Origin of the sequence: Marinobacter guineae, from assembly GCF_002744735.1 — a bacterium.
Classification (GTDB): Bacteria; Pseudomonadota; Gammaproteobacteria; order Pseudomonadales; family Oleiphilaceae; genus Marinobacter; species Marinobacter guineae.
In genome coordinates this window covers 157,063-182,224 of sequence record NZ_KZ319341.1, presented here as the reverse complement: position 1 = coordinate 182,224, position 25,162 = coordinate 157,063, and the positions used below count along the sequence as shown (strand labels likewise).

Below are 25,162 nucleotides of genomic sequence, written 5' to 3'. Positions count from 1 at the left end.
CCCCCCGGCCATTTTGTTCATGCCAATGGCCCCTGATTTTCGGCCAATGCAGGCAGCGAATTCTGGAGAAAACCAATGCGTACCAGCCAGCCACAAACCATTTACCTGAGCGATTACAAGGTGCCGGCGTATCTGGTCGATACCGTGGAACTGACCTTCGAGCTTTTTGAGGATGGTGCCAGGGTACACAGCACACTTGAACTTCGTCGGAATCCCGAATCCGCCGATGTATCCGCCCCCCTGGAGCTTGACGGTGACAGCCTGAAGCTGGAGTCCGTTGCCCTGGATGGCGCCAAACTGGCGGCGAGCGATTATGAGGACCGGGGTGATCAGCTGGTCATTCGCTCGGTGCCGGACCAGTTCCGTCTGACCGTCGTGACCTGGATCGAACCCCAGAATAACACCCGGCTTGAAGGTCTCTACAAATCCTCGGGCATGTTCTGTACTCAGTGTGAAGCCGAGGGGTTCCGCTGTATTACCTTCTTCCCGGATCGTCCCGACGTTATGGCACGTTTCCGTACCCGCATTGAGGCCAACAAGGAGGCGTATCCGATCCTGTTGTCCAATGGTAACGACGTCGAGAAGGGCGAGCTGGAAAACGGCCGCCACTTCGTGACCTGGGAAGATCCGTTCCCCAAACCCTGCTATCTCTTTGCCCTGGTAGCCGGGGATCTTGTGGAAAAGCGCGACAGCTTTACCACCTGCTCCGGTCGTGACATTGATCTGCGCATGTATGTGGAGCCCCGGAACGCCGAGAAATGTGACCACGCCATGGACTCCCTGAAGCGGTCCATGCGCTGGGATGAAGAGGTCTACGGCCGGGAATACGATCTGGATATTTTCATGATCGTGGCGGTGGACGACTTCAACATGGGCGCCATGGAAAACAAGGGCCTCAACATCTTCAACTCCTCCTGCGTGCTGGCCAGCCAGGAAACGGCAACGGATCTGGCATTTCAGCGCATTGAAGCCATCGTCGCCCACGAATACTTCCACAACTGGTCCGGCAACCGGGTTACCTGCCGTGACTGGTTCCAGCTGAGCCTGAAAGAAGGCTTTACCGTCTTCCGGGATGCCCAGTTCTCAGCGGATATGGGCTCGCCCACCGTCAAGCGGATTGAAGATGTCACGCTGCTCCGTACGGCCCAGTTTGCTGAAGACAGCGGCCCGATGGCGCACCCGGTTCGGCCAGCTTCCTATATGGAAATTACCAACTTCTATACCCTGACTATTTACGAGAAGGGGGAAGAGGTGGTGCGCATGATCCACACCCTGCTGGGGCCGGATATGTTCCGAAAGGGCAGTGATCTGTACTTTGAGCGCCATGACGGCCAGGCGGTCACGACCGACGATTTCGTGAGAGCCATGGAGGATGCTTCGGGTCGTGATCTGAGCCAGTTCCGGCTGTGGTACGAGCAGGCGGGGACGCCGGTACTGACTGTTTCCGATGAATTCGACGCTGGCCAGGGCGTTTACCGACTGACGATTGAGCAGAGCATTCCGGATACACCGGGCCAGACCAATAAAAAGCCCCAGCACATTCCTTTTGCTTTGGGACTTCTGGGGCAGGATGGCCAACCACTGGCGTTGCAGCTGGAGGCGGATGCATCTGAATCGCCCATTGAGCGCGTGCTTGAGCTTACCGATGCTTCTCACACATTTGAGTTTCATGGTCTTGATGCAAAGCCGGTCCCCTCCCTGCTGCGGCACTTCTCGGCACCGGTCCGGGTTCGCTATCCGTGGACACGCGAGCAGCTGCTGTTCCTGATGAGTCACGATCCCGATGGATTCAACCGTTGGGATGCCGGCCAGAGACTGGCTGTGGATGTGATTCAGTCCCTGGTGGGTGCCGCGGATGACGCGGAAGTGGAGCCAAGGCTGATAGAGGCTTACCGGAGCCTGGTTTCCGATACGGACCTTGATCAGGCATTGGTGGCAAAAATGCTTCAGCTGCCGTCAGAGGCGTACCTGATCGAGTTGGCGGAAAATGCTGATGTTCCCGCGATTCACCAGGCCCGTGAAGCAGTGCTCAAATGCCTGGCCCACGCCCTGAGGGACGAGCTACTGGCGTGTTACCAGCGTAATCTCGAAACCGGTGCCTATGAGGTGACTCCGGAGGCCATTGCCCGGCGCAGCCTGCGTAATACCGCACTCGCCTGGTTACTCATGATCAATGATGAGAAAGGCCGCACTATGGCGGTGAGCCAGATGAACGACGCCGACAATATGACAGACCGTATGGGTGCCCTGCGGGCGCTGGTCAATTCCGATTACGAGGATGATCGGCGTCAGGCTCTGGACGAGTTCTACAACAGCTTTCGGGACGATCCGCAGGTTGTTGAGCAATGGTTCTCCGTTCAGGCGGCCAGCGACCGGGCGGGGCAGCTGCCGGATATCAGGAAGTTGCTGGAGCATCCGGCCTTTGACTGGAAGAATCCGAACAAGATTCGCTCAGTGGTAGGTGCATTTGCCGGGCAGAACCTGGCGGCTTTCCACAATCCGGATGGTTCCGGCTATGACTTCCTCGCGGATCAGGTTTGCCGGCTGGATGACAGCAATCCGCAGATCGCTGCGCGCCTGGTGACGCCGCTGACCCGATGGCAGAAATTTGCGCCGGCTTACAGCGGTCAGATGAAATCCGCGCTGGAACGCATCCGCGACAAGGAAGGCTTGTCCCGGGATGTCTATGAGGTGGTGCACAAGAGCCTTGCCGGCTGAATCTGGAGGTGGTTGAGGTATCCTGCTGTGACCGGGAGCTATGTCACAGCAGGATACAAAATCGCACTTTCGGTCGATAGACTTCAAGGCGTGATCCGTTAATCTGGTTGAAGGTCTGTATTCCCCGCAGACGACAATAAAAAGCCTCTACAGAGGCTTCCAGACGCACTTAAGGTTTCACAATGACACACAATAAAAATGCGATTCTCGGCGGTCTGCTGGCTCTCTCCGTGGCATCATCAACTGCATTGGCAGCTGTATCCCCCAGTGAAGCGGCCCGTCTTGGCCAGGACCTGACCCCCTTTGGCTCACCCAAGGCTGGTAACAGCGCCGGTACCGTTCCACCCTGGACCGGCGGTCTGACAGAGCCTCCTGCCGGTTATGAAGGCAGCGGTCAGCATCACATCAACCCGTTTCCGGACGATGAAGTCCTGTTTACCATCACGCCTGCCAACATGGATCAGTATGAGGAGTACCTGACGGACGGTGTGAAGGCCATGCTGGAAACCTATCCGACTACCTTCCGTGTACCGGTATACCAGTCACGTCGGACCCATGCCGTTCCTGACTGGGTGGCCGAGAACACCCGCGAGAACGCGGTGAACGCTGAAATCGTGGGCAAGGGTGAAGGCCTTGATGGCGCGTTCGGGGGCTACCCGTTCCCCATCCTTCATGGCAACAATGAGGAAAAAGCCTGGCAGGCAATCTGGAACCATCTGACCCGCTGGCGCGGCGTTTCGGTTACCCGCCGATCCAGTGAGGTTGCTGTCCAGACTGATGGCGATTATTCACTCGTAACCTCCCAGCAGGAGGCATTCTTCAATTTCTACAATCCGGAAGGTAGTGAAGAAGAGCTGGACAACGTCATCTTCTATTACCTGTCGTTTACCCAGTCCCCCCCCCGGCTTGCCGGCGGTGCCATTCTCATTCATGAGACCCTGAACCAGATCATCAATCCGCGCAATGGCTGGGGCTACAACGCGGGCCAGCGTCGTGTACGCAGGGCGCCAAACCTGGGCTACGATTCGCCAATTGCAGCCTCGGACAACCTACGTACCGCGGATGACACAGATATCTTTAACGGTGCCCTGGACCGATATAATTGGAACTACGAAGGGATGCGGGAAATCTACATTCCCTATAACAACTACCGGATTGGAGAGAAGGGCACGCCTTACTCTGAAATTCTGGGGATTTCACACCTGAACCCGGACCTCACTCGCTGGGAACTGCATCGGGTCCACGTCGTTGAAGCCAGGCTGAAAGAGGGCGAGCGTCATATCTACGGTAAGCGCCGCTTCTATATCGACGAAGACAGCTGGAACACGGTTTTGCTGGATCAGTATGACGGTCGGGGCGAGCTCTGGCGCGTAACCATGGGCCTCCCGAAAAATTATTATGAGCTTCCGGGTGTGTGGACCGTGCTGGACGTCTATCATGACCTTCAGGCACGTCGTTATCATGTGCTTGGCCTGGACACCGAAGAACCCAATACCCGGGTATTTTCCAATGAGGTTCCGAACACACGCTATTTCTCACCGGCGTCTCTGCGCCGCAGGAGTGTTCGCTAGGGGTTAGTGGCCAAGGGATGCGTCCCCGCCCACAGGAAGTGGTGACTCAACATACCGGCAACTGGAAGGCTGCCGGTATGTTCATCGTTATTGCCGGCAAGACCGGCCAGAGACACAAAGTTCAAAACAACATGAATAGGCAACTGAATGGCTAAAAGGTTGATGTGCAAGACGTTGGGGGCGGTTTGCCTAGGGCTTTCCATGGTGTGGTCAGCGCCGGCGGCGTTTGCGCTTGCAGATGTCATCGAAACCCCGGCCCGGCCCACTGATCTGGCTCCCGAGAGACTGCTCAATGATGTCACAAAAGCCGGTGACCGCATCGTGGCAGTAGGGGAGCGGGGCCATATCATCTACTCCGATGATGAGGGGCAGAGCTGGACCCAGAGCGACGTGCCGGTGTCCGTGACCCTCACCGGTGTGGACTTTGGATCAGACACACAAGGTTGGGCCGTGGGCCACAGTGGCGTAATTCTGCACTCTGAGGATGCCGGTGAAACCTGGAAACTTCAGTTAACCGGTGTTCAAGCCCTTGAGATTGCTATCCAGACCAAGGAAGACCAGGCCGCTGCTATGGAGGAGCGTATTGAAGCCGCCCCCGAGGCCGAGAAAGGCGACCTTGAGTGGGCGCTGGATGACATTCTTTTTACCATGGAGAACATGCAGTCAGACCTCGACATCGGGCCGGTGAATCCGTTGCTTGATGTCTGGTTCGAGAACGACAACCATGGTTTTGTGGTGGGTGCCTACGGCATGATACTGCGCACCACCGACGGCGGAGAAAGCTGGCAGGACTGGGCTCCACGCATCGACAATGCCACCAACTTTCACCTCAACGGCGTGACTCAGATTACTGGTGGGGCTTTGGTTGTGGTCGGTGAGTCAGGCCAGATTCATGTTTCAGTGGATGGTGGACAGACCTGGGAGCGTCGTGAAAGCCCTTACGAAGGTTCTTTGTTCGGTGTCATTGGCACCGGCCAGGTGAACGAGATCCTGGCCTTCGGTCTTCGTGGCAACATGTTGTTTTCAAGCGATCTTGGCAAGACCTGGCGCGTTGTTCCAAGCACCGCGGATGCCACCCTCAACGACGGGACCGTAGTTGACGATGGCCGCATCATCCTTGTTGGTAATGGTGGTGTTGTGTTGACGAGCAGCAATGGCGCCGAGTCATTTCGTGAATACTTCCGCAGCGACCGGGAAGGTGTCATGAGCGTGGTTCCGGTCTCGGGTACCGGGCTTCTGATCGTAGGTGAAGGCGGTGCGACGATAACAGACGCCCGCGGAAAGAACCTTCAATAACGCCCTGATGTGGCAACAACCGAACGGAAAATAGAGGGGCTTTTGAATGTCCAATCCGAAGCATGACAAGGGCGAGCACTACCTGACGACGCCCAAGGCGGAACCTTTCCTGGAGCGGATGATTTTTAACAACCGCGCCATCATTCTGGTCGCCTTTTTTCTGCTGACTCTGTTTCTTGGCTACAACGCCACCAAGATTCAGCCTGATGCCAGTTTTGAGCGGATGATCCCGCTTCAGCATCCGTATATCGTGAACATGCTGGAGAACCGGGATGATCTCCAGAACCTCGGCAACTTTGTGCGAATCGCAGTCGAGGTTGAAGAGGGGGATATCTTCACCAAGGAATACATGGAAACCCTCAAGCAGATTACCGATGAGGTTTTCTATCTGAATGGTGTGGATCGGTCTGGCCTGCAAACCCTCTGGACATCGAACGTGCGGTGGGTGGAGGTGACAGAGCAGGGCTTCCAGGGCGGCACGGTAATACCGGACACATACGATGGCTCGGATGCCAGCCTCGAACAGCTCCGGCAGAACGTTCTGCGATCGAATGAGGTCGGTCGTCTGGTGGCGGACAATTTCAAGTCCACGATTGTTTATGCACCCCTCTACGAAAAGAATCCGGAAACGGGCGAGCCCCTTGATTACGGCGAGTTTTCCCGCCAGTTGGAAGAGAAGATCCGCGAGAAATACGAGGCCGAGAATCCGAACGTCGAGATTCACATTGTCGGCTTCGCCAAAAAGGTCGGTGATCTGATTGAGGGGATTGGTTCAATCGCCTGGTTTGCTGGCATCACCATCATTCTGACTACCTTGTTGTTGTTCTGGTATTCCCGTTCCATTACCGGAACTCTGGTACCTGTCTTTACCTCGATCATCGCAGTTTTCCTGCAACTGGGTACTTTGAGGTTGCTGGGCTATGGTCTGGACCCCTATTCCGTTCTGGTGCCGTTTCTGGTGTTTGCCATTGGTATCAGCCATGGTGTCCAGATTGTTAACGCCATTGCCGTCGAGGCCGCCAAGGGCTTTGATGCGGTTACCGCTGCTCGCCTGGCGTTCCGGGCGCTCTACATTCCGGGCATGCTGGCGCTGATATCAGATGCCTTCGGCTTCCTGACGCTGATCTTCATCGAAATTGACGTGATCCGGGATCTGGCAGTCGCGGCAGGTATTGGTGTCGCCTTTGTGATCATCACCAACCTGGTGCTCCATGTCCTGATCATGTCTTACATCGGAATCTCGAAGGGCGGTATTCGCCATGTTCAAAACCATGGTGAAAAGCAGGACCGGAAGTGGCGGGTTATGTCGTACTTCGCCCATCCCGGAGTTGCGCCGATTTCTCTTCTGATTGCGGTAATTGGCCTTGGCTTGGGTCTTTATTACAAACAGAACCTGAAAGTGGGTGACCTTGATCGCGGCGCGCCGGAGTTGCGTGCTGACTCAAGGTACAACACCGATAACGCCTTCATAATTGACAATTATTCAACCAGTGCCGATGTTCTGGTAGTGATGGTTGAAACTCCGGTTGAGCAGTGCACGCAATATGAGGTGCTGCGCGCCATGGATGCGCTGCAATGGGAACTTGAGAATACACCGGGCGTTCAGTCTTCCGCGTCTCTGGCAGATGTCTCGAAGATCGTCACCAAGGCGCTGAACGAAGGCAACTGGAAGTGGTATGAGATCTCCCGGAACCAGACCATTATCAATGCCTCCATACGGAGCGCGCCCTCGGGACTGATCAATACCGATTGTAGTCTGACGCCGGTGCTGGTGTTCCTGGAAGACCATAAGGCGGAAACTCTGCAGACTGTTGTCGACCGTGTTGAGGCGTTTGCGGTCAACAATAACTCTGAGGATCACACCTTTCTGCTGGCAGCTGGTAACGCAGGGGTTGAGGCAGCTACCAATGAGGTGATCTCCAGCGCCAAGGACATGATGCTGTTGATGGTCTATGGCGTGGTGAGTTTGTTGTGCCTGATCACCTTCCGCTCCGTGCGGGCCGTACTGTGTATTGTGGTACCGCTGGGCCTGACGTCGATTCTTTGTGAAGCGATCATGGCTGTGTCCGGTATTGGTATCAAGGTGGCGACCCTGCCAGTTATTGCCCTGGGGGTCGGTATTGGTGTTGACTACGGTATCTATATCTACAGCAAGCTGGAGAAGTATCTGCTGGAGGGCAAGACCCTGCAGGAGGCCTATTTTGAGACTCTGCGTTCAACCGGTAAGGCTGTCATGTTTACCGGCGTAACCCTGGGTCTCGGTGTTGTGACCTGGATCTTCTCGCCGATCAAGTTCCAGGCAGACATGGGCTTCCTGCTGTTCTTCATGTTCCTGTGGAATATGGTTGGCGCTATCTGGCTGCTTCCCGCTCTGGCCCGGTTCCTGTTAAGGCCGGACCAGATGCTTGCCAAGGCCCGTGCTGCGAAATAACATTCGCAGCAGTGCGTAAAAAGCCCGCAATGCGGGCTTTTTTTGTTGTTCGCTCAACCGGTTAGCGAGCTAATCCATACTTTATTTATGCTCTCAAGTGGTCTATGTTCTAAGACGACCGTGTTGTCTGTCCGCATCATATAGCGGGCAATTGATTATAACGACCAGAAAAAGGAAGAACTCACATGACACTGAAACTCAAAGCCTCTGCATTTGCCGTTGCTGCCGCCGTAGGCCTGGGTGTGGCCTCGGCACCAGTGAGCGCCCAGGAGCAACAGTTCGTGACCATCGGTACCGGCGGTGTAACCGGGGTTTATTACCCGGCCGGCGGCGCCATCTGTCGCCTGGTGAACATGGATCGCAAGGAGCATGGCATTCGGTGCTCCGTCGAAAGCACCGGCGGTTCTGTCTACAACCTGAATGCCATTCGCCAGGGCGAGCTGGATCTGGCGGTTGCCCAGTCCGATTGGCAGTACCATGGCTACAATGGCACCAGCCAGTTTAAAGACGACGGCGCCAACAAGGAGCTGCGTGCGGTGTTCTCCTTGCATCCGGAACCGTTCACAGTCGTTGCCAGTAAGGGCTCCGGCATCAAAACCTTTGAAGATCTGGAAGGCAAGCGCGTTTCTGTCGGTAACCCGGGTTCTGGCCAGCGTGCCACGGCTGAAGTGCTGATGGACGAAATGGGCTGGACCCTGGACAAGTTCTCACTGGCTGCTGAGCTGAAAGCGGCGGAACAGTCCCAGGCGCTGTGTGATGGCAACATCGATGCCTTCTTCTACACGGTTGGGCATCCCTCCGGCTCTATCAAGGAAGCGACCACTTCCTGCGACAGCGTCATCGTAGAAGTGGATAATGCCGCCACCAAAAAACTGATCGACGAGAACCCGTACTATCGTAAAGCCATTATTCCCGGTGGTATGTACCGCGGAAGCGACGAGGATGTGGCCACCTTCGGTGTAGCGGCGACCTTCGTGTCCTCTACCGATGTGTCCGAAAAGGTGGTTTACGAAGTGGTCAAGGCAGTGTTCGAAAACTTTGACAGCTTCAAGCGTCTGCACCCGGCGTTTGCGAACCTGGAGAAGGAAGAAATGGTATCGGATGCCCTGAGTGCGCCTCTGCATCCGGGCGCCCTGAAGTACTACAAGGAAGCGGGTCTGATCAAATAACGACTGACCGGGTAATCGGGTGTGGCCTGTGCCACCCCGATTGCTGTTTCCTTTCCCTCCTTCACAGGACATACCTATGACCGGCAAAGATCCTAACTCCGGGGACTCCGTTGAGACATCAGCCGTTGATCAGTTCCTGAAGACAGAAACCGGCGGACGTGCCGGCACCGGATATGCCGCGGTGCTTTTGTTTATCATTCCCGTGGTCTGGTCCCTGTTTCAATTGTGGATTGCTTCGCCACTACCCTACATTTTTGAAATAGGGGTGTTTAACTCAACAGAGGCACGTTCGATCCACCTGGCATTTGCGTCTTTCCTGGCGTTTGCCGCCTTCCCCATGATCAAAGGGCGGCATGACACCTCCAATGCAGTGCCCTTTTACGACTGGATTCTTGCTCTCCTGGCCGCGTTCTCGTCAGCGTACCTATACATATTCTATGAGGAGCTGTCGACTCGGCCGGGTGCGCCAATTCTGCAGGATCTAATCATCGCAATGCTCGGCCTGGTGCTTCTACTTGAAGCGACCCGCCGTGCCCTCGGCCTGCCACTCACGATTGTGGCTGCCGTGTTCATTTTCTATTCGCTCGCTGGCCCCTACATGCCGGATGTCATTTCTCATGGTGGCGCTAGCCTGCAAAAACTTGCCTCGCATCAGTGGTTGGGTACCGAAGGCGTATTCGGTGTTGCACTGGGTGTCTCAACGAGCTTCGTGTTCTTGTTTGTGCTTTTTGGTGCCTTGCTGGAGAGAGCCGGAGCAGGTAACTATTTCATCAAGGTTGCCTATGCCTCCCTGGGCCATATGAAGGGTGGTCCGGCCAAAGCGGCGGTGGTGTCCAGTGGCCTGAGTGGGATCATCTCCGGCTCTTCCATTGCCAACGTGGTGACCACCGGCACGTTTACCATTCCGCTGATGAAGCGGGTGGGATTTCCTGCCACAAAAGCCGGTGCGGTAGAGGTGGCGGCGTCCACCAATGGCCAGCTGACACCGCCAGTGATGGGGGCGGCAGCTTTTCTGATGGTGGAATATGTGGGTATCTCCTATCTGGAGGTGATGAAACACGCGATTCTCCCCGCAATGATTTCCTACATAGCCCTGATCTATATTGTTCACCTTGAGGCCTGCAAACTGAACATGCAGGGCCTCGAGCAGCCGAACAAGCGGACGCTTGCCCAGCGCATGCTGACCTGGGTCTTTATGCTTCTGGGTCTGTCAGTGCTGACCCTGGCTGTGTATTACGGCATTGGCTGGACGAAAGCGGTATTTGGCGACGCGGCTGCGTGGGTTCTGGGGCCCGCGCTGCTCGCCATCTACATCGGACTGGTTGGGTACGCAGCGCAGTTCCCGGACTTGGAGGAAGATGATCCGGCCGATGCGATGGACAAGCTGCCGCCACTGGGACGCACCGTAAAAACCGGTCTGTACTACCTATTGCCAGTGGTGGTCCTCATCTGGTGCCTCACGGTGGAGCGTTTCTCACCCCAGCTTTCGGCGTTCTGGGCGACCATGCTGATGGTCTTTATTGTGGTTACCCAGGTCCCGCTCAAGAATCTGTTTCGCAAAAAGGGAAAGCTCCCGGCGGCGTTCAAGCAGGGCGGTGTGGATGTGGTGCGTTCACTGGCAACCGGCGCCCGAAACATGATTGGCATTGGTGTGGCGACGGCAACAGCCGGTATCGTTGTTGGAACGGTCACACTCACCGGCGTTGGCCTGGTTATGGCTCAGTTTGTCGAGTTTATCTCGGGCGGCAATCTGATGCTGATGCTGATTTTCACCGCCGTGATCAGTCTTATCCTGGGCATGGGGTTGCCGACCACCGCCAATTACATTGTGGTATCGACCCTGATGGCTCCGGTCATCGTAACGCTGGGTGCCCAGAGCGGACTGATCGTTCCGCTCATTGCCGTGCATCTGTTTGTGTTCTACTTCGGGATACTGGCGGACGATACGCCGCCAGTGGGGTTGGCGGCTTACGCTGCCGCTGCGATATCCGGAGCGGATCCCATACGAACGGGTGTTCAGGGCTTTACCTATGATATCCGGACCGCGATCCTCCCGTTCATGTTCATCTTCAACACTCAGTTGCTGCTCATCGGGCTGACCGGATGGTTTGATCTTCTGGTCACTATAGCCAGTGCCGTCACGGCCATGCTGGTTTTCTCCGCCGCGACACAGGGTTTCTGGTTCACCCACACTCGCTGGTGGGAAACACTGGGCTTGCTGTTGATAACCTTCACCCTGTTCCGGCCGGGGTTCTGGTGGGACATGGTCTATCCCCCGGTCGAGAACCGGCCCGGGACCGAGATTATGGAATACATCGAGACGGTTCCCGCGGGCGAGGATATTGTAATCAAGGCCTCGGGCACGACGATTGATGGTGATGAGAAGTCCACATTCCTGCAGTTGCCGTTACCTGCGGGTGAGAACCCTGAAGCCCGGCTTCAGGAATCAGGGCTTGGTCTGCGCCAGGACGGTGATCAGATGATTGTGGACTTTGTGTCCTATGGCAGCGTGGCAGAAAATGCCGGGCTTTATTTCGACTGGACAATTGATGCCTTCCAGGTGCCGCAGGAACGACCACCGAAAGAGCTGATGTTCATTCCGGCACTGATCCTTCTCGGACTCGTTGCCTTCGGTCAATTGCGTCGACGGGCCAGGGAAGAAGAGACGGCGCAGCCAGTCTGAGCATCGATTCTGTCCGTAAAAACCCGGCATTAACCTGCCGGGTTTTTTTCTGTTAGACTTCGCCTCGAACCGGCCCGCGGTTTGTATCGCGCAGTGCCGTCAACATGTGGTCTCTGGTATAGATCACCGCTGAGTAACTCACAGGAGCTTTCCATGCCCGTCGTAACCCTGCCTGATGGCAGCCATCGCAGTTTTGCCGAACCCGTAACCGTTCATGACGTCGCCGCCGATATTGGTGCTGGCCTCGCCAAAGCCGCCCTCGCCGGAAAGGTGGATGGCCGGCTTGTAGACACCAGCTACCGTATTGAAGACGATGCCCAGCTGGCCATTGTCACCGAGCGTGATGAAGATGGCGTAGATATCATCCGTCACTCCACTGCCCATTTGCTGGCAATGGCTGTCAAGGAGCTGTTTCCGGCAGCTCAGGTTACCATCGGCCCGGTCATCGACAACGGCTTCTATTACGACTTCAAGTTCGACCGCCCCTTTACCAATGAGGACCTGGCGCGGATCGAGAAGCGTATGGAAGAGCTCTCGAAGCAGGATATTCCGGTTTCCCGGTCTGTTATGTCCCGGGAAGACGCCGTCAAGCTGTTTGACGAGATGGGTGAAGAGTACAAGGTGCGCATCATTGAGGACATTCCCGGTGATGAAGACCTGTCTTTCTATCGCCAGGGCGATTTCATTGACCTGTGCCGGGGCCCCCACGTGCCCAGTACCGGCAAGCTGAAGGCGTTCAAGCTGACCAAGGTGTCCGGTGCTTTCTGGCGTGGTGACACCAGCAACGAACAGCTGCAGCGTGTTTACGGCACAGCCTGGGGTAACAAGAAGGACCTGAAGGCCTACCTCCACCGTCTGGAAGAAGCTGAGAAGCGTGATCACCGAAAGGTTGGCAAGAAACTCAACCTTTTCCATATGCAGGAAGAGGCGCCCGGGATGGTATTCTGGCACCCGGATGGCTGGTCGCTGTATCAGGAGATTGAACAGTACATGCGCCGCAAGCAGCACGAGCATGGCTACAAGGAGATCAAGACGCCCCAGGTTGTGTCTCGTACTCTTTGGGAAAAATCCGGCCATTGGGACAAGTTCAAAGACGACATGTTTACTACGGAGTCTGAGAAGCACGACTACGCCATCAAGCCCATGAACTGCCCCTGTCACGTTCAGGTTTTCAACCAGGGGCTGAAGAGCTACAAGGATCTTCCCCTGCGACTGGCAGAGTTCGGTTCCTGTCACCGAAACGAGGCGTCCGGCGCTCTGCATGGCCTGATGCGTGTTCGCGGCTTTACACAGGATGATGCCCACATCTTCTGCGAAGAAGACGCGATCCAGAAGGAAGTGTCAGCATTCATTGAAATGTTGCACGAAATCTACTCAGATTTCGGGTTTACTGAGATCCTGTACAAACTGTCCACTCGTCCTGAGAAGCGGGTCGGTTCCGACGAAGTCTGGGACAAGGCCGAAGCCGCCCTGGAAGAGGCGCTGAATCGTGAGGGCGTGGACTGGGAGCTTTTACCGGGCGAAGGTGCTTTCTACGGCCCTAAAATCGAATTCTCCCTGAAAGACTGTATCGGCCGGGTATGGCAATGCGGTACCATTCAGGTCGATTTTTCCATGCCGGGCCGCCTGGGCGCCCAGTATGTGGCAGATAATTCCGAGCGTAAGACGCCGGTCATGCTGCACCGAGCGGTACTCGGGTCGTTCGAACGTTTCATCGGTATTCTGATTGAAGAATACGAAGGCGCATTCCCCACCTGGTTGGCACCAACTCAGGCTGTGGTCCTCAATATCACTGATAATCAGCGTGATTATTGTCAGAATCTGGCGAAAAAGTGGGATTCTTTGGGCTTTAGGGTTAATGCTGACTTGAGAAACGAGAAGATCGGCTTTAAAATCCGCGAGCATACTATTAATAAAGTTCCCTTTTTGATTGTTGTCGGAGACAAAGAAATCGAGAGCAACACCGTAGCGGTGAGAACCCGCAAAGGTGAAGATTTGGGAACTATGTCGCTTGAAGCGTTCGAACAGCTATTGGCTGATGACATCCAACGCAAGGGCAAAACCAAAACGGAGATCTGATTATTAAACAGCGAGCGAATCGGGGTGGGCGCACACCTAAAGCGCCGATCAATGAGAATATTGACGCAACGGAAGTCCGTCTGATCGATGCCGAAGGCAATCAGGTTGGTGTCGTACCGATTGGAGATGCAATCAAGCAGGCAGAAGAAGCGTCTCTTGACCTGGTTCAGGTTACGGATTCCGATCCGATCGTCTGTAAGATAATGGACTACGGCAAGAAAATCTTCGATGAGAAGAAGGCCAAGGCGGCTGCCAAGAAAAAACAGAAGCAGACGCAGGTCAAAGAGCTTAAGTTCCGTCCAGGAACTGAAGAAGGGGATTATCAGGTCAAACTACGCAACCTGGTACGTTTCCTTGAAAACGGGGACCGCGGCAAAATCACGATCCGCTTCCGTGGCCGTGAGATGGCACACCAGGAAATTGGTATGCAACTCATGCAGCGTATTGAAGCAGACATTGATGAGATTGCCCAGGTAGAGATGCGGCCGAAAATGGAAGGCCGGCAGATGACCATGATTGTGGCGCCCCGCAAGAAGAAGTGAACCTGATCGGGTGCTTGTCCCCCGCGCACGCGGGGGATTTGTCGTTCAGGGGCACATTATTGTTTACTTAAAAATAGAATGCGGAGTTTTAAAAAATGCCTAAGATGAAAACCAAAAGCGGAGCCACCAAGCGGTTCAAGAAAACCGCGACTGGCTTCAAGCACAAGCAGTCCTTCACCAGTCATATCTTGACCAAGAAGAGCCCCAAGCGTAAGCGTCAGCTCCGTGGTACCAAGCTGATTGCCAAGTCTGATGTGGCTTCCATCAAGCGTATGACAGCGTGCTGATTCAGCCGCTAACGATTCCTGCAAAGGTTTAAGGTAGAAGGATTAAAGTATGGCTCGTGTAAAACGTGGTGTGGTCGCACGCCGTCGTCACAAAAAGATTCTCAGTCAGGCCAAAGGTTACTACGGCGCTCGTAGTCGGGTATTCCGTGTAGCCAAGCAAGCGGTAATCAAGGCCGGTCAGTACGCCTACCGTGACCGTCGTAACCGTAAGCGTGCTTTCCGCGCTCTGTGGATTGCCCGTATCAATGCTGGTGCCCGCGCCAACGGTCTGTCGTACAGCCGTCTGATCGCTGGACTGAAAAAGGCTAACGTTGAAATCGATCGTAAGGTTCTGGCCGATCTGGCAATGAACGAGCAGCAGGCGTTTGCCGCTGTTGTCGAGAAGGCCAAAGCGTCCCTGTGATCGCTTAGCTCTTTCATCGATTACTGATCGATATGGGCGTCTCATGACTTCATGATGGCGCCTTCTGATAGGGGAAGGGCACGCTCTTCCCCTATTTTTGTTTCTGAAATTTCGTTTTTAGCACTTCCATTTCTGGTTTGGAGCAGGGTCAATGGAAAACCTGGAGCAACTGGTTCAGGACGGTCTGGCGGCAGTAGACAGCGCTGACAGCCTGCAGGCACTTGATCAAATTCGCGTTGAGTATCTTGGCAAAAAGGGTGTCATTACCCAGCAGGCCAAAACCCTGGGCAAGCTTTCCGCAGAAGAGCGGCCGGCGGCCGGCCAGAAGATCAACGAAGCCAAGGGGCAGGTGGAGCAAGCGATCAATGCCAGGCGAGGTGATCTTGAGCGCGTCGCCATTGAGCAGAAACTTGCCAGTGAATCCATTGACGTTACCCTCCCTGGCCGCGGCCAGGAGCTTGGCGGTTTGCATCCGGTTACCCGCACCCTGCAGCGGATTGAGCAGTTTTTCTCCCGGGCAGGCTATACCATTGAGCAGGGGCCCGAAATCGAAGACGATTACCATAACTTCGAAGCCCTGAACATTCCCGGGCACCATCCGGCCCGCGCCATGCACGACACCTTCTATTTCAACCCGGGCATCCTGCTGCGCACTCACACCTCTCCGGTGCAGATCCGTACCATGGAGGCTGGTCAGCCTCCTTTCAGAATGATCTGTCCGGGGCGTGTGTACCGCTGCGATTCGGATATGACCCATACGCCGATGTTCCATCAGGTGGAAGGTCTGCTCGTCGAGAAAAACGTCAGCTTTGCGGACCTGAAAAGCACGGTGGAGGAGTTTCTCCGGGTCTTTTTCGAGCAGGATCTTCAGGTTCGCTTTCGTCCGTCCTATTTCCCCTTCACCGAGCCCTCCGCGGAAGTGGATATTGAATGGGGGCGGGAAGCGGATGGCAGCATCAAGTGGCTGGAAGTGATGGGTTGCGGGATGGTGCACCCCAAAGTATTCGAATATTGCGGAATTGATGCCGAGGAGTACCGTGGCTTCGCTTTTGGTATGGGCGTAGAGCGCCTGGCCATGCTTCGTTACGGCGTGAACGACCTGCGAATGTTTTTTGAAAACGATCTGCGTTTCCTGCGCCAGTTCCGTTAAAAGGGCAGTCATCAGGGCATTCAAACAAACAGGCAAAACCGCATCAGGACAAGGCAATAACCATGAAATTCAGTGAACAGTGGCTGCGCGAGTGGGTTAATCCGCAAATCGGTACCCAGGAATTGATGGACCAGATCACCATGGCGGGTCTGGAAGTGGACGGTTTTGAGCCGGTGGCAGGCCAGTTTAGCGGAGTGGTTGTCGGTGAAGTGCAGTCAGTGCAGCCCCATCCGGATGCGGACAAACTCCGTGTCTGCCAGGTCAGTGATGGCAAAGACACCGTGCAGGTGGTTTGCGGCGCCCCCAATGTTCGGCAAGGCCTCAAGGTACCGTTTGCCGTAGTTGGTGCGGTTCTGCCCGGTGATTTCAGGATCAAGAAAGCCAAGCTCCGTGGTCAGCCTTCAGAAGGAATGCTGTGTTCCGAGTCGGAGCTTGGGCTTTCCGAGAATCATGATGGCCTGATGGAGTTGCCGTCCGATGCACCGGTTGGCCAGGACGTCGCGGACTACCTCAAGCTGAACGATGTAACCATCGATGTGGATCTGACCCCCAACCGAGCCGACTGCCTTTCTATCAAGGGTATTGCCCGGGAAGTGGGTGTACTTAATGGGGTGCTGGTGGACGCTCCGGTCATTGAACCGGTAGAAGCTGTGCATTCCGAAGTCCCTGATATACGCGTCGAGGCGCCGGCGGGTTGCCCGCGCTATCTCGGCCGGATTCTGCGTAATGTGAACCTTCAGGCCGAATCCCCCCTTTGGATGCAGGAGAAGCTGCGCCGCTCGGGTATTCGTTCCATAGATGCTGCTGTGGACGTAACCAACTACGTGATGCTGGAGCTCGGTCAGCCCATGCACGCGTTTGACCGTGATGAAATCCATGGTGGTATTGTTGTGCGTATGGCTCGGGCCGGCGAGAAACTGGTGCTGCTCGATGGCCAGGAAGTGGCGCTGACCCAGGGCACCCTGGTGATTGCTGACCATGAAAAACCCATCGCCATTGCCGGTGTTATGGGCGGCGAGCATTCCGGTGTCAGTCCGAAAACCCGGGATCTGGTTCTGGAGTCGGCTTACTTCGACCCCATCACCCTGGCCGGTAAGGCGCGCCATTATGGCTTGCATACCGATGCCTCTCACCGATTCGAGCGCGGTGTCGATTACAAGCTGGCTCGTGAAGCCATGGAGCGTGCAACCCGGTTGCTGAGGGACATTGTCGGCGGCGAGCCCGGCGAGATTGTCGAGGTCGCCAGCGATGAGGACATTCCTAAGGACCGGGTTGTTGATCTGCGTGCCCGCCGGCTTAACGATGTGCTGGGCATGGAGATCGACCGAACGACCGTCGAGGAAATCCTGACCCGGCTGGGGCTGCGGGTGGAAAAGCTATTGAAAGACGGATGGCGGGTCAGCGTTCCCAGTTTCCGCCCGGATATCTCTATTGAAGAAGATCTGATTGAGGAAGTCGGGCGGATCTACGGCTACAACAATCTGCCGGTAACGGAGCCAACGGGCTCACTCGGTCTTCGTCCGGAGCAGGAAGCTGTTCGCCCGGTATCCGCCATTCGCAACTTCTTTGTGGACCATGGTTACCAGGAGGCGGTGACCTACAGTTTCGTCGATCCGAAAGTACAACAACTGGTTGATCCGGATCGGCAGGGTATTGCCCTGGCCAATCCGATCTCGTCGGATCTGTCGGTAATGCGCACCAGCCTCTGGAGTGGCCTGCTGAAAACTGTGGCCTATAACCAGAATCGTCAGCAGCCGCGCATACGTCTGTTCGAAACCGGACTCCGCTTCCTGCAGGAGGGCGAGCGGATTGACCAACAGCCGATGCTTGCCGGCGTAGTGGTTGGCAGCCAGTATCCCGAAAACTGGGCAAACGGTCGCAGAACAGCGGATTTCTTTGATGTAAAAGGGGATTTGGAGAGTCTGTTTCGTTTACTGGGTGTCGATATTCAGTTTGTCGGCAGTCAGCATCCTGCCCTGCACCCTGGGCAAACTGCGGAGCTGTTGCGGGGTGGCGAACATGTAGGCTGGCTAGGCACGTTGCATCCACAAGTTCAGAAAAATCTTGAACTTAATGGCACGATCCTGATGTTTGAGCTATTCTTGAATTCGGTCGTTACCGGACATGTGCCTAATTTCAATGAAATTTCGAAATTCCCGGAAGTTCGTCGTGATTTGGCTATTATTATCGGGAGCGATGTGGCGTTTGCGGATGTGGAGCGTGTGGCCAGAAAGCATGCCGGTGAGCGCCTGACAGCGTTACGTGCGTTCGATGTCTACGAAGGCGAGGGCTTGGGTGAGGGTAACCGTAGCCTGGCGCTGAGTCTGTTCTGGCAGCACCCCGAGCGCACGTTGAACGAGGATGAAGTGCATTCGCTCTTCAGCGGTGTGATCGACGCATTGAAAGAAGAGCTGGGGGCAACACTGAGGAGTTGAGACATGACGGCTTTGACGAAAGCGGAAATGGCAGAGCGGTTGTATGAGGAATTGGGCCTGAACAAACGCGAAGCCAAGGAAATGGTAGAAGCTTTTTTCGATGAAATCAGAGGCGCTCTCAGTCACAATGAGCAAGTGAAGTTGTCAGGTTTTGGTAACTTCGATCTGCGCGACAAGAAGCAGCGGCCGGGACGGAACCCGAAAACCGGGGAAGAGATTCCGATCAGTGCACGGCGTGTAGTTACGTTTCGCCCGGGACAGAAACTAAAGCAAAAAGTAGAAGCGTATGCTGGAACCCAGTCATAACAACGAACTTCCCGCAATTCCGGGAAAACGTTATTTTACTATTGGTGAAGTCGCGGACCTGTGTGCGGTAAAAGCACATGTCCTGCGATATTGGGAGCAGGAATTTCCTCAGCTGTCGCCGGTCAAGCGCCGGGGCAACCGTCGCTACTATCAGCGGGCGGACGTCATCACCATTCGTCAGATTCGCAGTCTGCTCTATGATCAGGGATATACCATTGGTGGTGCCAAGCAGAAGCTCAGTAGCCACGAGGTAAAAGACGACACCTCTCAATACAAACAGTTGATCCGACAGATGATTTCGGAGCTGGAAGAGGTGCTCGATGTTCTGAACGCGCCGGTTAAATAGAGCGCTTGCAGACATAAAAAAACCGGGCCAGCGAGTGTTGGCCCGGTTTTTTTATGTCTGTGGGGTTACTGCTGTTTCTTGCAGGTCTTGATGCCCAGCACCGAGTAGGCCGGGCAGACGCCCACCAGCGCGGTAGCCAGAGGCACAATGCCAATCCAACCCCAGGGTGTCTGCGGGCCCACGAAAACCAATGCCAAAAGCACAATGCCGACAATGGCGCGAATGATCCGGTCAGCTGATCCCATATTGATACTCATAATCCCTTCTCCTTTGTTGGCATGAGGCGACAATTCGGAGTCTAACGCCTGCCCTCTGAACCGTTCAGTGATAAAGTCACACAGCACAGTAATCTTTACCAGAAACCCTTTCACTTCTCTATGGAAAGCAGATGTTTCACCACAGCATTCTCGACACACTGCCTGAGTCTCTTCGCCGGGACGCCCTGAGCAATGTAAAGACCGTGCGAATCGAACAGGGACGAATCCTTTTCCGGGCCGGGGACCCCTGCCAGGGCCTGCCTTTGGTACTTAACGGGACAGTGAAGGTTCAGATGACAGGCGTATCGGGCAACAGTATTGTGCTCTATCGGATGGGCTCCGACGACATCTGCACTCTGTCGATCGGCTGTCTGATGACCGGCCACGGTTATCGGGCGGAAGCGGTTGTCGAGGAGGACGCTGAAGCGGCTATGGTGCCCAGGGGATTATTTGACCGACTGATGGATCAGTCTGCCAGTTTTCGGCTTGGCATCATGGAGTCTTACGGTCGTCGCCTGGATGATTTGATGCTGCTGGTGGAAGAGGTGGCTTTTCGGCGAATGGACGAGCGCCTTGAGCGCTGGCTTGAAGTGCGGGCCGGGCAGGGCGCCATTACCATCACGCATCAGGAACTGGCTGTTGAGCTTGGCACTGCCAGGGAGGTGATCAGCCGGCTGTTGAAGGAGCTGGAGCGCCGGGGCAAATTAAGGCTTTCCCGGGGCAGGATTCAGTTCATCGGGGCATTTTCCGGATAACAAAAAGCCCGGACCTTTCGGCCCGGGCTTTTTGTCGGAATCTGGTCGGGACGGTAGGATTTGAACCTACGACCCCTTGCACCCCATGCAAGTGCGCTACCAAGCTGCGCTACGCCCCGATTCGCTGTTAGCAACTGAGTGGAACTTAAGAGTATTCTCAGTGGCTTAGCGGGAGCGAAGTCTACACGAGCCCATGGCAAAAATAAACAGCCTTGGGCGATTTTGGTCCCCGTTTTTTACCGAAGCTTGGTCTCCCGGAGTTTCAGGACAAATTCGGGCGGTTCGAAAGTGTCCGGCCGTGCACTTTCCCAATATTTGTCGAACACCGTCAGGTCGGTTTTGCCTTCAAGCAGGGCCCCGGGCTCAAGGAAGGGAAAGAGATCAAGGTAAGAGTGTACCTCGGTTTTCGATACTCGCCGCACAATGTGTTCCGGGCCGAGTTCCGATGGATGTCTGAGGCCGGAAGCTTCAAGCAGGTTCTGAAGGGCATCCAGAGTATTCTTGTGGTAGTTGTATACCCTCTGGCTCTTGTGCTCCACATCAAGCTTGTTACCGCGCCTGGGGTCCTGAGTGGCTACCCCGCTGGGGCAGCGACCGGTGTGGCAATTTAGCGCTTGAATGCAGCCCAGGGCAAACATATAGCCCCTGGCTGCATTACACCAGTCAGCGCCGAGGGCCAGGGTACGGGCAATATTGAACGCCGAGGTGATTTTGCCGGCCGCACCGAGGGCAATCTCTTCCCGCAGGTTGGTTCCTACCAGTGTGTTGTGAACCAGCAACAGGGCTTCAGTCATCGGCATCCCCAGCCGGTTGATAAATTCCAGCGGCGCTGCACCGGTGCCGCCTTCGCCACCATCCACGACGATAAAATCGGGTTTCCGGCCGGTCTTCAGCATGGCTTTGACGATGGCGAACCACTCCCACGGGTGCCCGATGGCCAGCTTGAATCCCACCGGTTTCCCACCGGACAATTCCCGCAGGTGGTCAATAAATTCCAGCAACTCCACCGGGGTTGAGAAGGCGGAGTGGCTGGCCGGGGATACGCAGTCCTCGCCCACAGACACCCCGCGGGCTTCCGCAATTTCCGGAGTTACCTTGGCGCCGGGCAGAATGCCTCCGTGACCGGGTTTTGCACCCTGAGATAGTTTGAGCTCTATCATTTTAACCTGTTCCAGGGAGGCGTTTTTCCGGAACATGTCCTCATTGAATGAGCCGTCTTTGTGGCGACATCCGAAATAGCCGGAACCGATCTCCCAGACCAGATCGCCCCCGGGTTGCCGGTGGTATCGGGAAATCGAGCCTTCGCCTGTATCGTGGTAGAAACTGCCCATTCTGGCGCCGGTATTCAGGCTGAGGATGGCATTGGCCGAAAGCGAACCGAAACTCATGGCAGAGATGTTGAAGACGCTGGCGCTGTATGGTTTCTCGCAGTTTTTCCCGATCAGGATCCGGAAGTCGCTGCCTGTCATCCGGGTTGGGGTGAGGGAGTGGTTCATCCATTCAAAGCCTTCGTCATACATGCCCAGTTGTGAGCCGAAGGGACGCTTGTCGAGAATGTTTTTTGCTCTCTGGTACACAATGGTGCGTTGTTCCCGCGAGAAAGGGCGTTCTTCCGTATCAGACTGAATAAAATACTGCCGGATCTCCGGACCAACGGATTCAAGAAGATATCGGAAATTGGCCGTGATCGGATAGTTCCGGCTAATCGTATGCTTGCGCTGCAGGAGATCATAGGTGCCCAAAGCGACAAATACGCCGAAAAGAACCGGGAAAACATACCCGCCACCAAGAATCAACGCCATTACCAGAGAGCCAATACAACCGGCAATGCATAAAGCGTAAACGGTATAGCGGAGCGGAAAGGTTTTCGTTTTTTCCATGGATTCCTCAGTTTGGCCTGGAATTTCGGGGTTCTGGGATTTATACGAGAGTATACCGGTACGTTCAGAGATCTCTAATCGATTGATCTCGCAGATGGCTGGCCGGTTGAGGAAGGTGGTCTATGCTTAAAGTCGATGTGGCAAAATGCTGCGCTTTTGATGTTTTGAGCTCAAAACATTATGATGGCGCGCTTGTAATGTTTGAGTTCCGATTCTGAATAAACGACTTATCAACTCAGGAGGCGCCAAAACGTGGGCGACGTAGTTAAAGACGAATATCAGACGGATTACGTGGCCGGCCAGGACAATATTACCCGGTTCGGGCTGGATCTCCACGCGCCGGTATTCCCGGTTACGGCAATACTGGTCGTTCTATTTGTAGTAGGCACCCTGATGTTTCCCGGGCAGGCCAAAGAGCTGCTGGATGGTGCTAAATGGGATATTATCGCGACCTTCGACTGGTTTTTCCTGATCAGTGCCAACATCTTTGTAGTGGTGTGTCTGGCCCTGATCGTCTTGCCGATGGGCAAGATTCGCCTCGGTGGTATGGATGCGAAACCCGAGTTCTCCACCATTTCGTGGTTTTCCATGCTGTTCGCAGCGGGTATGGGCATTGGTCTGATGTTCTGGGCTGTGGCAGAGCCCGTGGCATATTACACCGGCTGGTATGAAACGCCGTTTAACGTGGAGGCGAATACGCCACAAGCGGAGAACCTGGCGATGGGCTCAACCATGTACCACTGGGGTCTGCATCCATGGGCAATCTATGCGGTTGTCGCCCTTTCGCTGGCGTTCTTTGCGTTTAACAAGAATATGCCTCTGACGATCCGGTCCGCCTTCTTCCCGCTGCTGAAGGACAAGGTCTGGGGCTGGCCGGGCCACATCATTGATATCCTGGCCGTCGTTGCCACGATTTTTGGTCTGGCTACATCCCTTGGTTTCGGCGCCCAGCAGGCAGCTTCCGGTCTCAATTATCTGTTCGACACAGGTAGCGGGACCAACGTTCAGATGGCGATCATTGTTGCCGTTACGGCGTGTGCATTGATTTCCGTACTCCGCGGCCTGGATGGCGGCGTGAAGGTCCTGAGTAACATCAACATGGGCCTTGCGGGCATTCTTCTGTTCTTCATTATTTTCGCCGGCCCGACAATGGCGATACTGGAAACACTGTGGGTAACTTCTTCGAGCTATGTCGGTAACATTGTTCCCCTGAGTAACCCGTTCGGTCGTGAAGACGAAGCCTGGTTCCAGGGCTGGACCGTCTTTTACTGGGCGTGGTGGATTTCCTGGTCACCGTTCGTTGGTATGTTTATCGCCCGTGTATCCAGAGGTCGGACCGTACGTGAGTTCGTAACGGCTGTGCTGATCGTTCCGACCGTTATCACTGTGGTCTGGATGAGCGCCTTTGGTGGTTCCGCCCTCGAGCAGATTCGGCAGGGTATTGGTTCCCTGGCCGAAAACGGCCTGACAGAGGTGCCGTTGGCCATGTTCCAGATGTTCGCGAACTTCCCGCTTACTGAAATCATTTCCTTCGTAGCAATTATTCTGGTGCTGGTGTTCTTTATTACCTCTTCGGACTCCGGCTCGCTGGTTATTGACAGTATTACTGCCGGCGGCAAGACCGATGCGCCCACTGCTCAGCGTGTGTTCTGGGTGGTTGCGGAAAGTGCCATTGCTGCTGCGTTGATTTTCGGTGGTGGTGAAGATGCGCTCGGAGCCATTCAGGCGACGGCAATCAGCGCAGGACTGCCCTTTACGGTTGTTCTGTTGATTATGACCTGGGGCCTGCTCAAGGGCTTGAGTCATGAGCGCAAGCTTCTGATTGCCAGAGGTGAAATGACGTGAGTATCGGCTGAAATGAAAAACCGGGGTTTTGGCCCCGGTTTTTTTATGCGAGTCGGAAAGGTCAAATGCTGGCGAAGACTTCCATTGCGTGGTTGGCCCGCTCGCTGGGAGTGAAGTGTGGCCGCTTGAGGCTTTCAATCGCCCGCAGGCGAGGTAGCAGACCCCGGCCGTTTGCCATCTGGATCGCCAACCCCGGCCGGGCGTTGAGTTCAAGCAACAACGGACCCTCGTTGGCGTCGACCACCAGATCAACGCCCATGTAGCCCAGCCCCGTTGCCTCGTAGCAACGTGCAGCCATTTCCAGCATCTCGTCCCAGGCCTCTATGTTGATATTCTCCAGTGCCAGCCCGGTGTCCGGGTGGAGTGTGATCGGTCGATTGAACTGAACCGCATTCAGGCTTCGGCCGGTGCCGATATCCAGGCCAACCCCCACGGCGCCCTGGTGCAGGTTGGCCTTGCCGTCTGATGCGGTAGTGGCGAGTCTCAGCATGGCCATCACCGGATAACCCTGGAAAACGATAATCCGGATATCCGGCACACCCTGGTGAGAATACCTGGCGAGGGAGGGTGCTGACTCCACCAGGCTTTCGACAATGGCTACATCCGGAGTGCCGGCCAGTGAATAGAGCCCCGCAAGAATGTTGGTCAGATGGCGCTCAAGAAAGGGAGAGTCAACCCGGGAGCCGGAAGCCTTGATGTATTCATCGCCGTCGCGCCCGGTAATAACAGTGATGCCTTTGCCGCCAGATCCCTTAGCCGGTTTGATGGCAAATCCCGCTAGCCCCTCCGCCATTTCCCGGAAATGGGAAATCTCATGCTGCTGGCGAACAACCTGAAGCAGCTTCGGGGTTTTAACACCGTATTCGGCGACCACCAGCTTGGTTTTCAGCTTGTTGTCCACCAGCGGGTAGGAGGAGCGCTCATTGTACCGGGCAATGTAATCCACATTGCGACGGTTCATGTTGAGCATGCCCAGCCGTTTAAGTGCTCGCGGTGAGATCCAGTCCAT

At 55.4% G+C, this 25,162-nt stretch carries 19 protein-coding genes and 1 tRNA gene; 16 read left to right on the top strand and 4 right to left on the bottom strand.

Annotated elements, in window-relative coordinates:
• Window positions 1-75: 75 nt before the first annotated feature.
• The 14 genes from pepN to CLH62_RS15060 all read left to right on the top strand — a co-directional run bounded on the left by pepN (window position 76) and on the right by CLH62_RS15060 (window position 19,416).
• Entirely contained in the window at window positions 76-2,718 is a 2,643-nt protein-coding gene (pepN, locus tag CLH62_RS15125) for an aminopeptidase N (protein ID WP_099619029.1), read from the top strand.
• A 182-nt stretch (window positions 2,719-2,900) separates the two neighbouring features.
• Window positions 2,901-4,289 (top strand): DUF1329 domain-containing protein, encoded by a 1,389-nt coding sequence (locus CLH62_RS15120; protein WP_099619028.1) that lies wholly within the window; start codon window positions 2,901-2,903, stop codon window positions 4,287-4,289.
• Window positions 4,290-4,436: 147 nt separating this feature from the next.
• Window positions 4,437-5,585 (top strand): WD40/YVTN/BNR-like repeat-containing protein, encoded by a 1,149-nt coding sequence (locus tag CLH62_RS15115; RefSeq protein ID WP_228152869.1) that lies wholly within the window; start codon window positions 4,437-4,439, stop codon window positions 5,583-5,585.
• 46 nt (window positions 5,586-5,631) lie between these two features.
• Window positions 5,632-8,016 carry an efflux RND transporter permease subunit gene (locus CLH62_RS15110; RefSeq protein WP_099619026.1) on the top strand — a complete coding sequence of 795 codons (2,385 nt, stop codon included), beginning with the start codon at window positions 5,632-5,634 and terminating at the stop codon, window positions 8,014-8,016.
• Between the two features lie 185 nt (window positions 8,017-8,201).
• Window positions 8,202-9,185, top strand: a complete 984-nt coding sequence (locus tag CLH62_RS15105) for a TAXI family TRAP transporter solute-binding subunit (RefSeq protein ID WP_099619025.1) — start codon at window positions 8,202-8,204, stop codon at window positions 9,183-9,185.
• A 76-nt stretch (window positions 9,186-9,261) separates the two neighbouring features.
• Complete coding sequence (locus tag CLH62_RS15100) at window positions 9,262-11,868, top strand: TRAP transporter permease (protein ID WP_099619024.1); 2,607 nt, start codon at window positions 9,262-9,264, stop codon at window positions 11,866-11,868.
• 153 nt (window positions 11,869-12,021) lie between these two features.
• Window positions 12,022-13,947, top strand: coding sequence for a threonine--tRNA ligase (gene thrS / locus CLH62_RS15095; RefSeq protein WP_099619023.1), 1,926 nt, complete (start codon window positions 12,022-12,024; stop codon window positions 13,945-13,947).
• Entirely contained in the window at window positions 13,944-14,489 is a 546-nt protein-coding gene (infC, locus tag CLH62_RS15090) for a translation initiation factor IF-3 (RefSeq protein WP_099619022.1), read from the top strand. The genes thrS and infC overlap by 4 nt, the downstream gene beginning before the upstream one ends.
• A 95-nt stretch (window positions 14,490-14,584) precedes the next feature.
• Window positions 14,585-14,776, top strand: coding sequence for a 50S ribosomal protein L35 (gene rpmI / locus CLH62_RS15085; RefSeq protein WP_007151842.1), 192 nt, complete (start codon window positions 14,585-14,587; stop codon window positions 14,774-14,776).
• Between the two features lie 49 nt (window positions 14,777-14,825).
• Window positions 14,826-15,179 (top strand): 50S ribosomal protein L20, encoded by a 354-nt coding sequence (gene rplT, locus CLH62_RS15080; RefSeq protein ID WP_099619021.1) that lies wholly within the window; start codon window positions 14,826-14,828, stop codon window positions 15,177-15,179.
• Window positions 15,180-15,330: 151 nt separating this feature from the next.
• Window positions 15,331-16,329 (top strand): phenylalanine--tRNA ligase subunit alpha, encoded by a 999-nt coding sequence (pheS, locus tag CLH62_RS15075; RefSeq protein ID WP_099619020.1) that lies wholly within the window; start codon window positions 15,331-15,333, stop codon window positions 16,327-16,329.
• 62 nt (window positions 16,330-16,391) lie between these two features.
• The gene (pheT, locus tag CLH62_RS15070) at window positions 16,392-18,764 is read left to right on the top strand and encodes a phenylalanine--tRNA ligase subunit beta (RefSeq protein WP_099619019.1); all 2,373 of its coding nucleotides are present in this window, start codon (window positions 16,392-16,394) and stop codon (window positions 18,762-18,764) included.
• A gap of 3 nt (window positions 18,765-18,767) precedes the next feature.
• Entirely contained in the window at window positions 18,768-19,070 is a 303-nt protein-coding gene (gene ihfA, locus CLH62_RS15065; protein WP_099619018.1) for an integration host factor subunit alpha, read from the top strand.
• Entirely contained in the window at window positions 19,051-19,416 is a 366-nt protein-coding gene (locus CLH62_RS15060; protein WP_099619017.1) for a MerR family transcriptional regulator, read from the top strand. The genes ihfA and CLH62_RS15060 overlap by 20 nt, the downstream gene beginning before the upstream one ends.
• Window positions 19,417-19,481: 65 nt before the next feature.
• Here the strand turns inward: CLH62_RS15060 and CLH62_RS15055 are convergent, their stop codons facing one another.
• Window positions 19,482-19,673 carry a YgaP family membrane protein gene (locus CLH62_RS15055; RefSeq protein WP_099619016.1) on the bottom strand — a complete coding sequence of 64 codons (192 nt, stop codon included), beginning with the start codon at window positions 19,671-19,673 and terminating at the stop codon, window positions 19,482-19,484.
• 131 nt (window positions 19,674-19,804) lie between these two features.
• Between CLH62_RS15055 and CLH62_RS15050 the strand changes: the two genes are divergently transcribed.
• A complete protein-coding gene (locus tag CLH62_RS15050; RefSeq protein ID WP_099619015.1) occupies window positions 19,805-20,428 on the top strand; it encodes a Crp/Fnr family transcriptional regulator in 624 nt (207 codons plus the stop codon).
• A gap of 42 nt (window positions 20,429-20,470) precedes the next feature.
• Here the strand turns inward: CLH62_RS15050 and CLH62_RS15045 are convergent.
• Window positions 20,471-20,547: transfer RNA gene (locus CLH62_RS15045), tRNA-Pro, on the bottom strand.
• A 117-nt stretch (window positions 20,548-20,664) separates the two neighbouring features.
• Window positions 20,665-22,308 carry an FMN-binding glutamate synthase family protein gene (locus tag CLH62_RS15040; protein WP_099619014.1) on the bottom strand — a complete coding sequence of 548 codons (1,644 nt, stop codon included), beginning with the start codon at window positions 22,306-22,308 and terminating at the stop codon, window positions 20,665-20,667.
• Window positions 22,309-22,560: 252 nt separating this feature from the next.
• Between CLH62_RS15040 and CLH62_RS15035 the strand changes: the two genes are divergently transcribed.
• Complete coding sequence (locus CLH62_RS15035; protein ID WP_099619013.1) at window positions 22,561-24,153, top strand: BCCT family transporter; 1,593 nt, start codon at window positions 22,561-22,563, stop codon at window positions 24,151-24,153.
• Window positions 24,154-24,214: 61 nt separating this feature from the next.
• On the opposite strand, the gene CLH62_RS15030 is transcribed toward CLH62_RS15035, so the two are convergent.
• Entirely contained in the window at window positions 24,215-25,162 is a 948-nt protein-coding gene (locus tag CLH62_RS15030) for an alpha-L-glutamate ligase-like protein (protein WP_099619012.1), read from the bottom strand.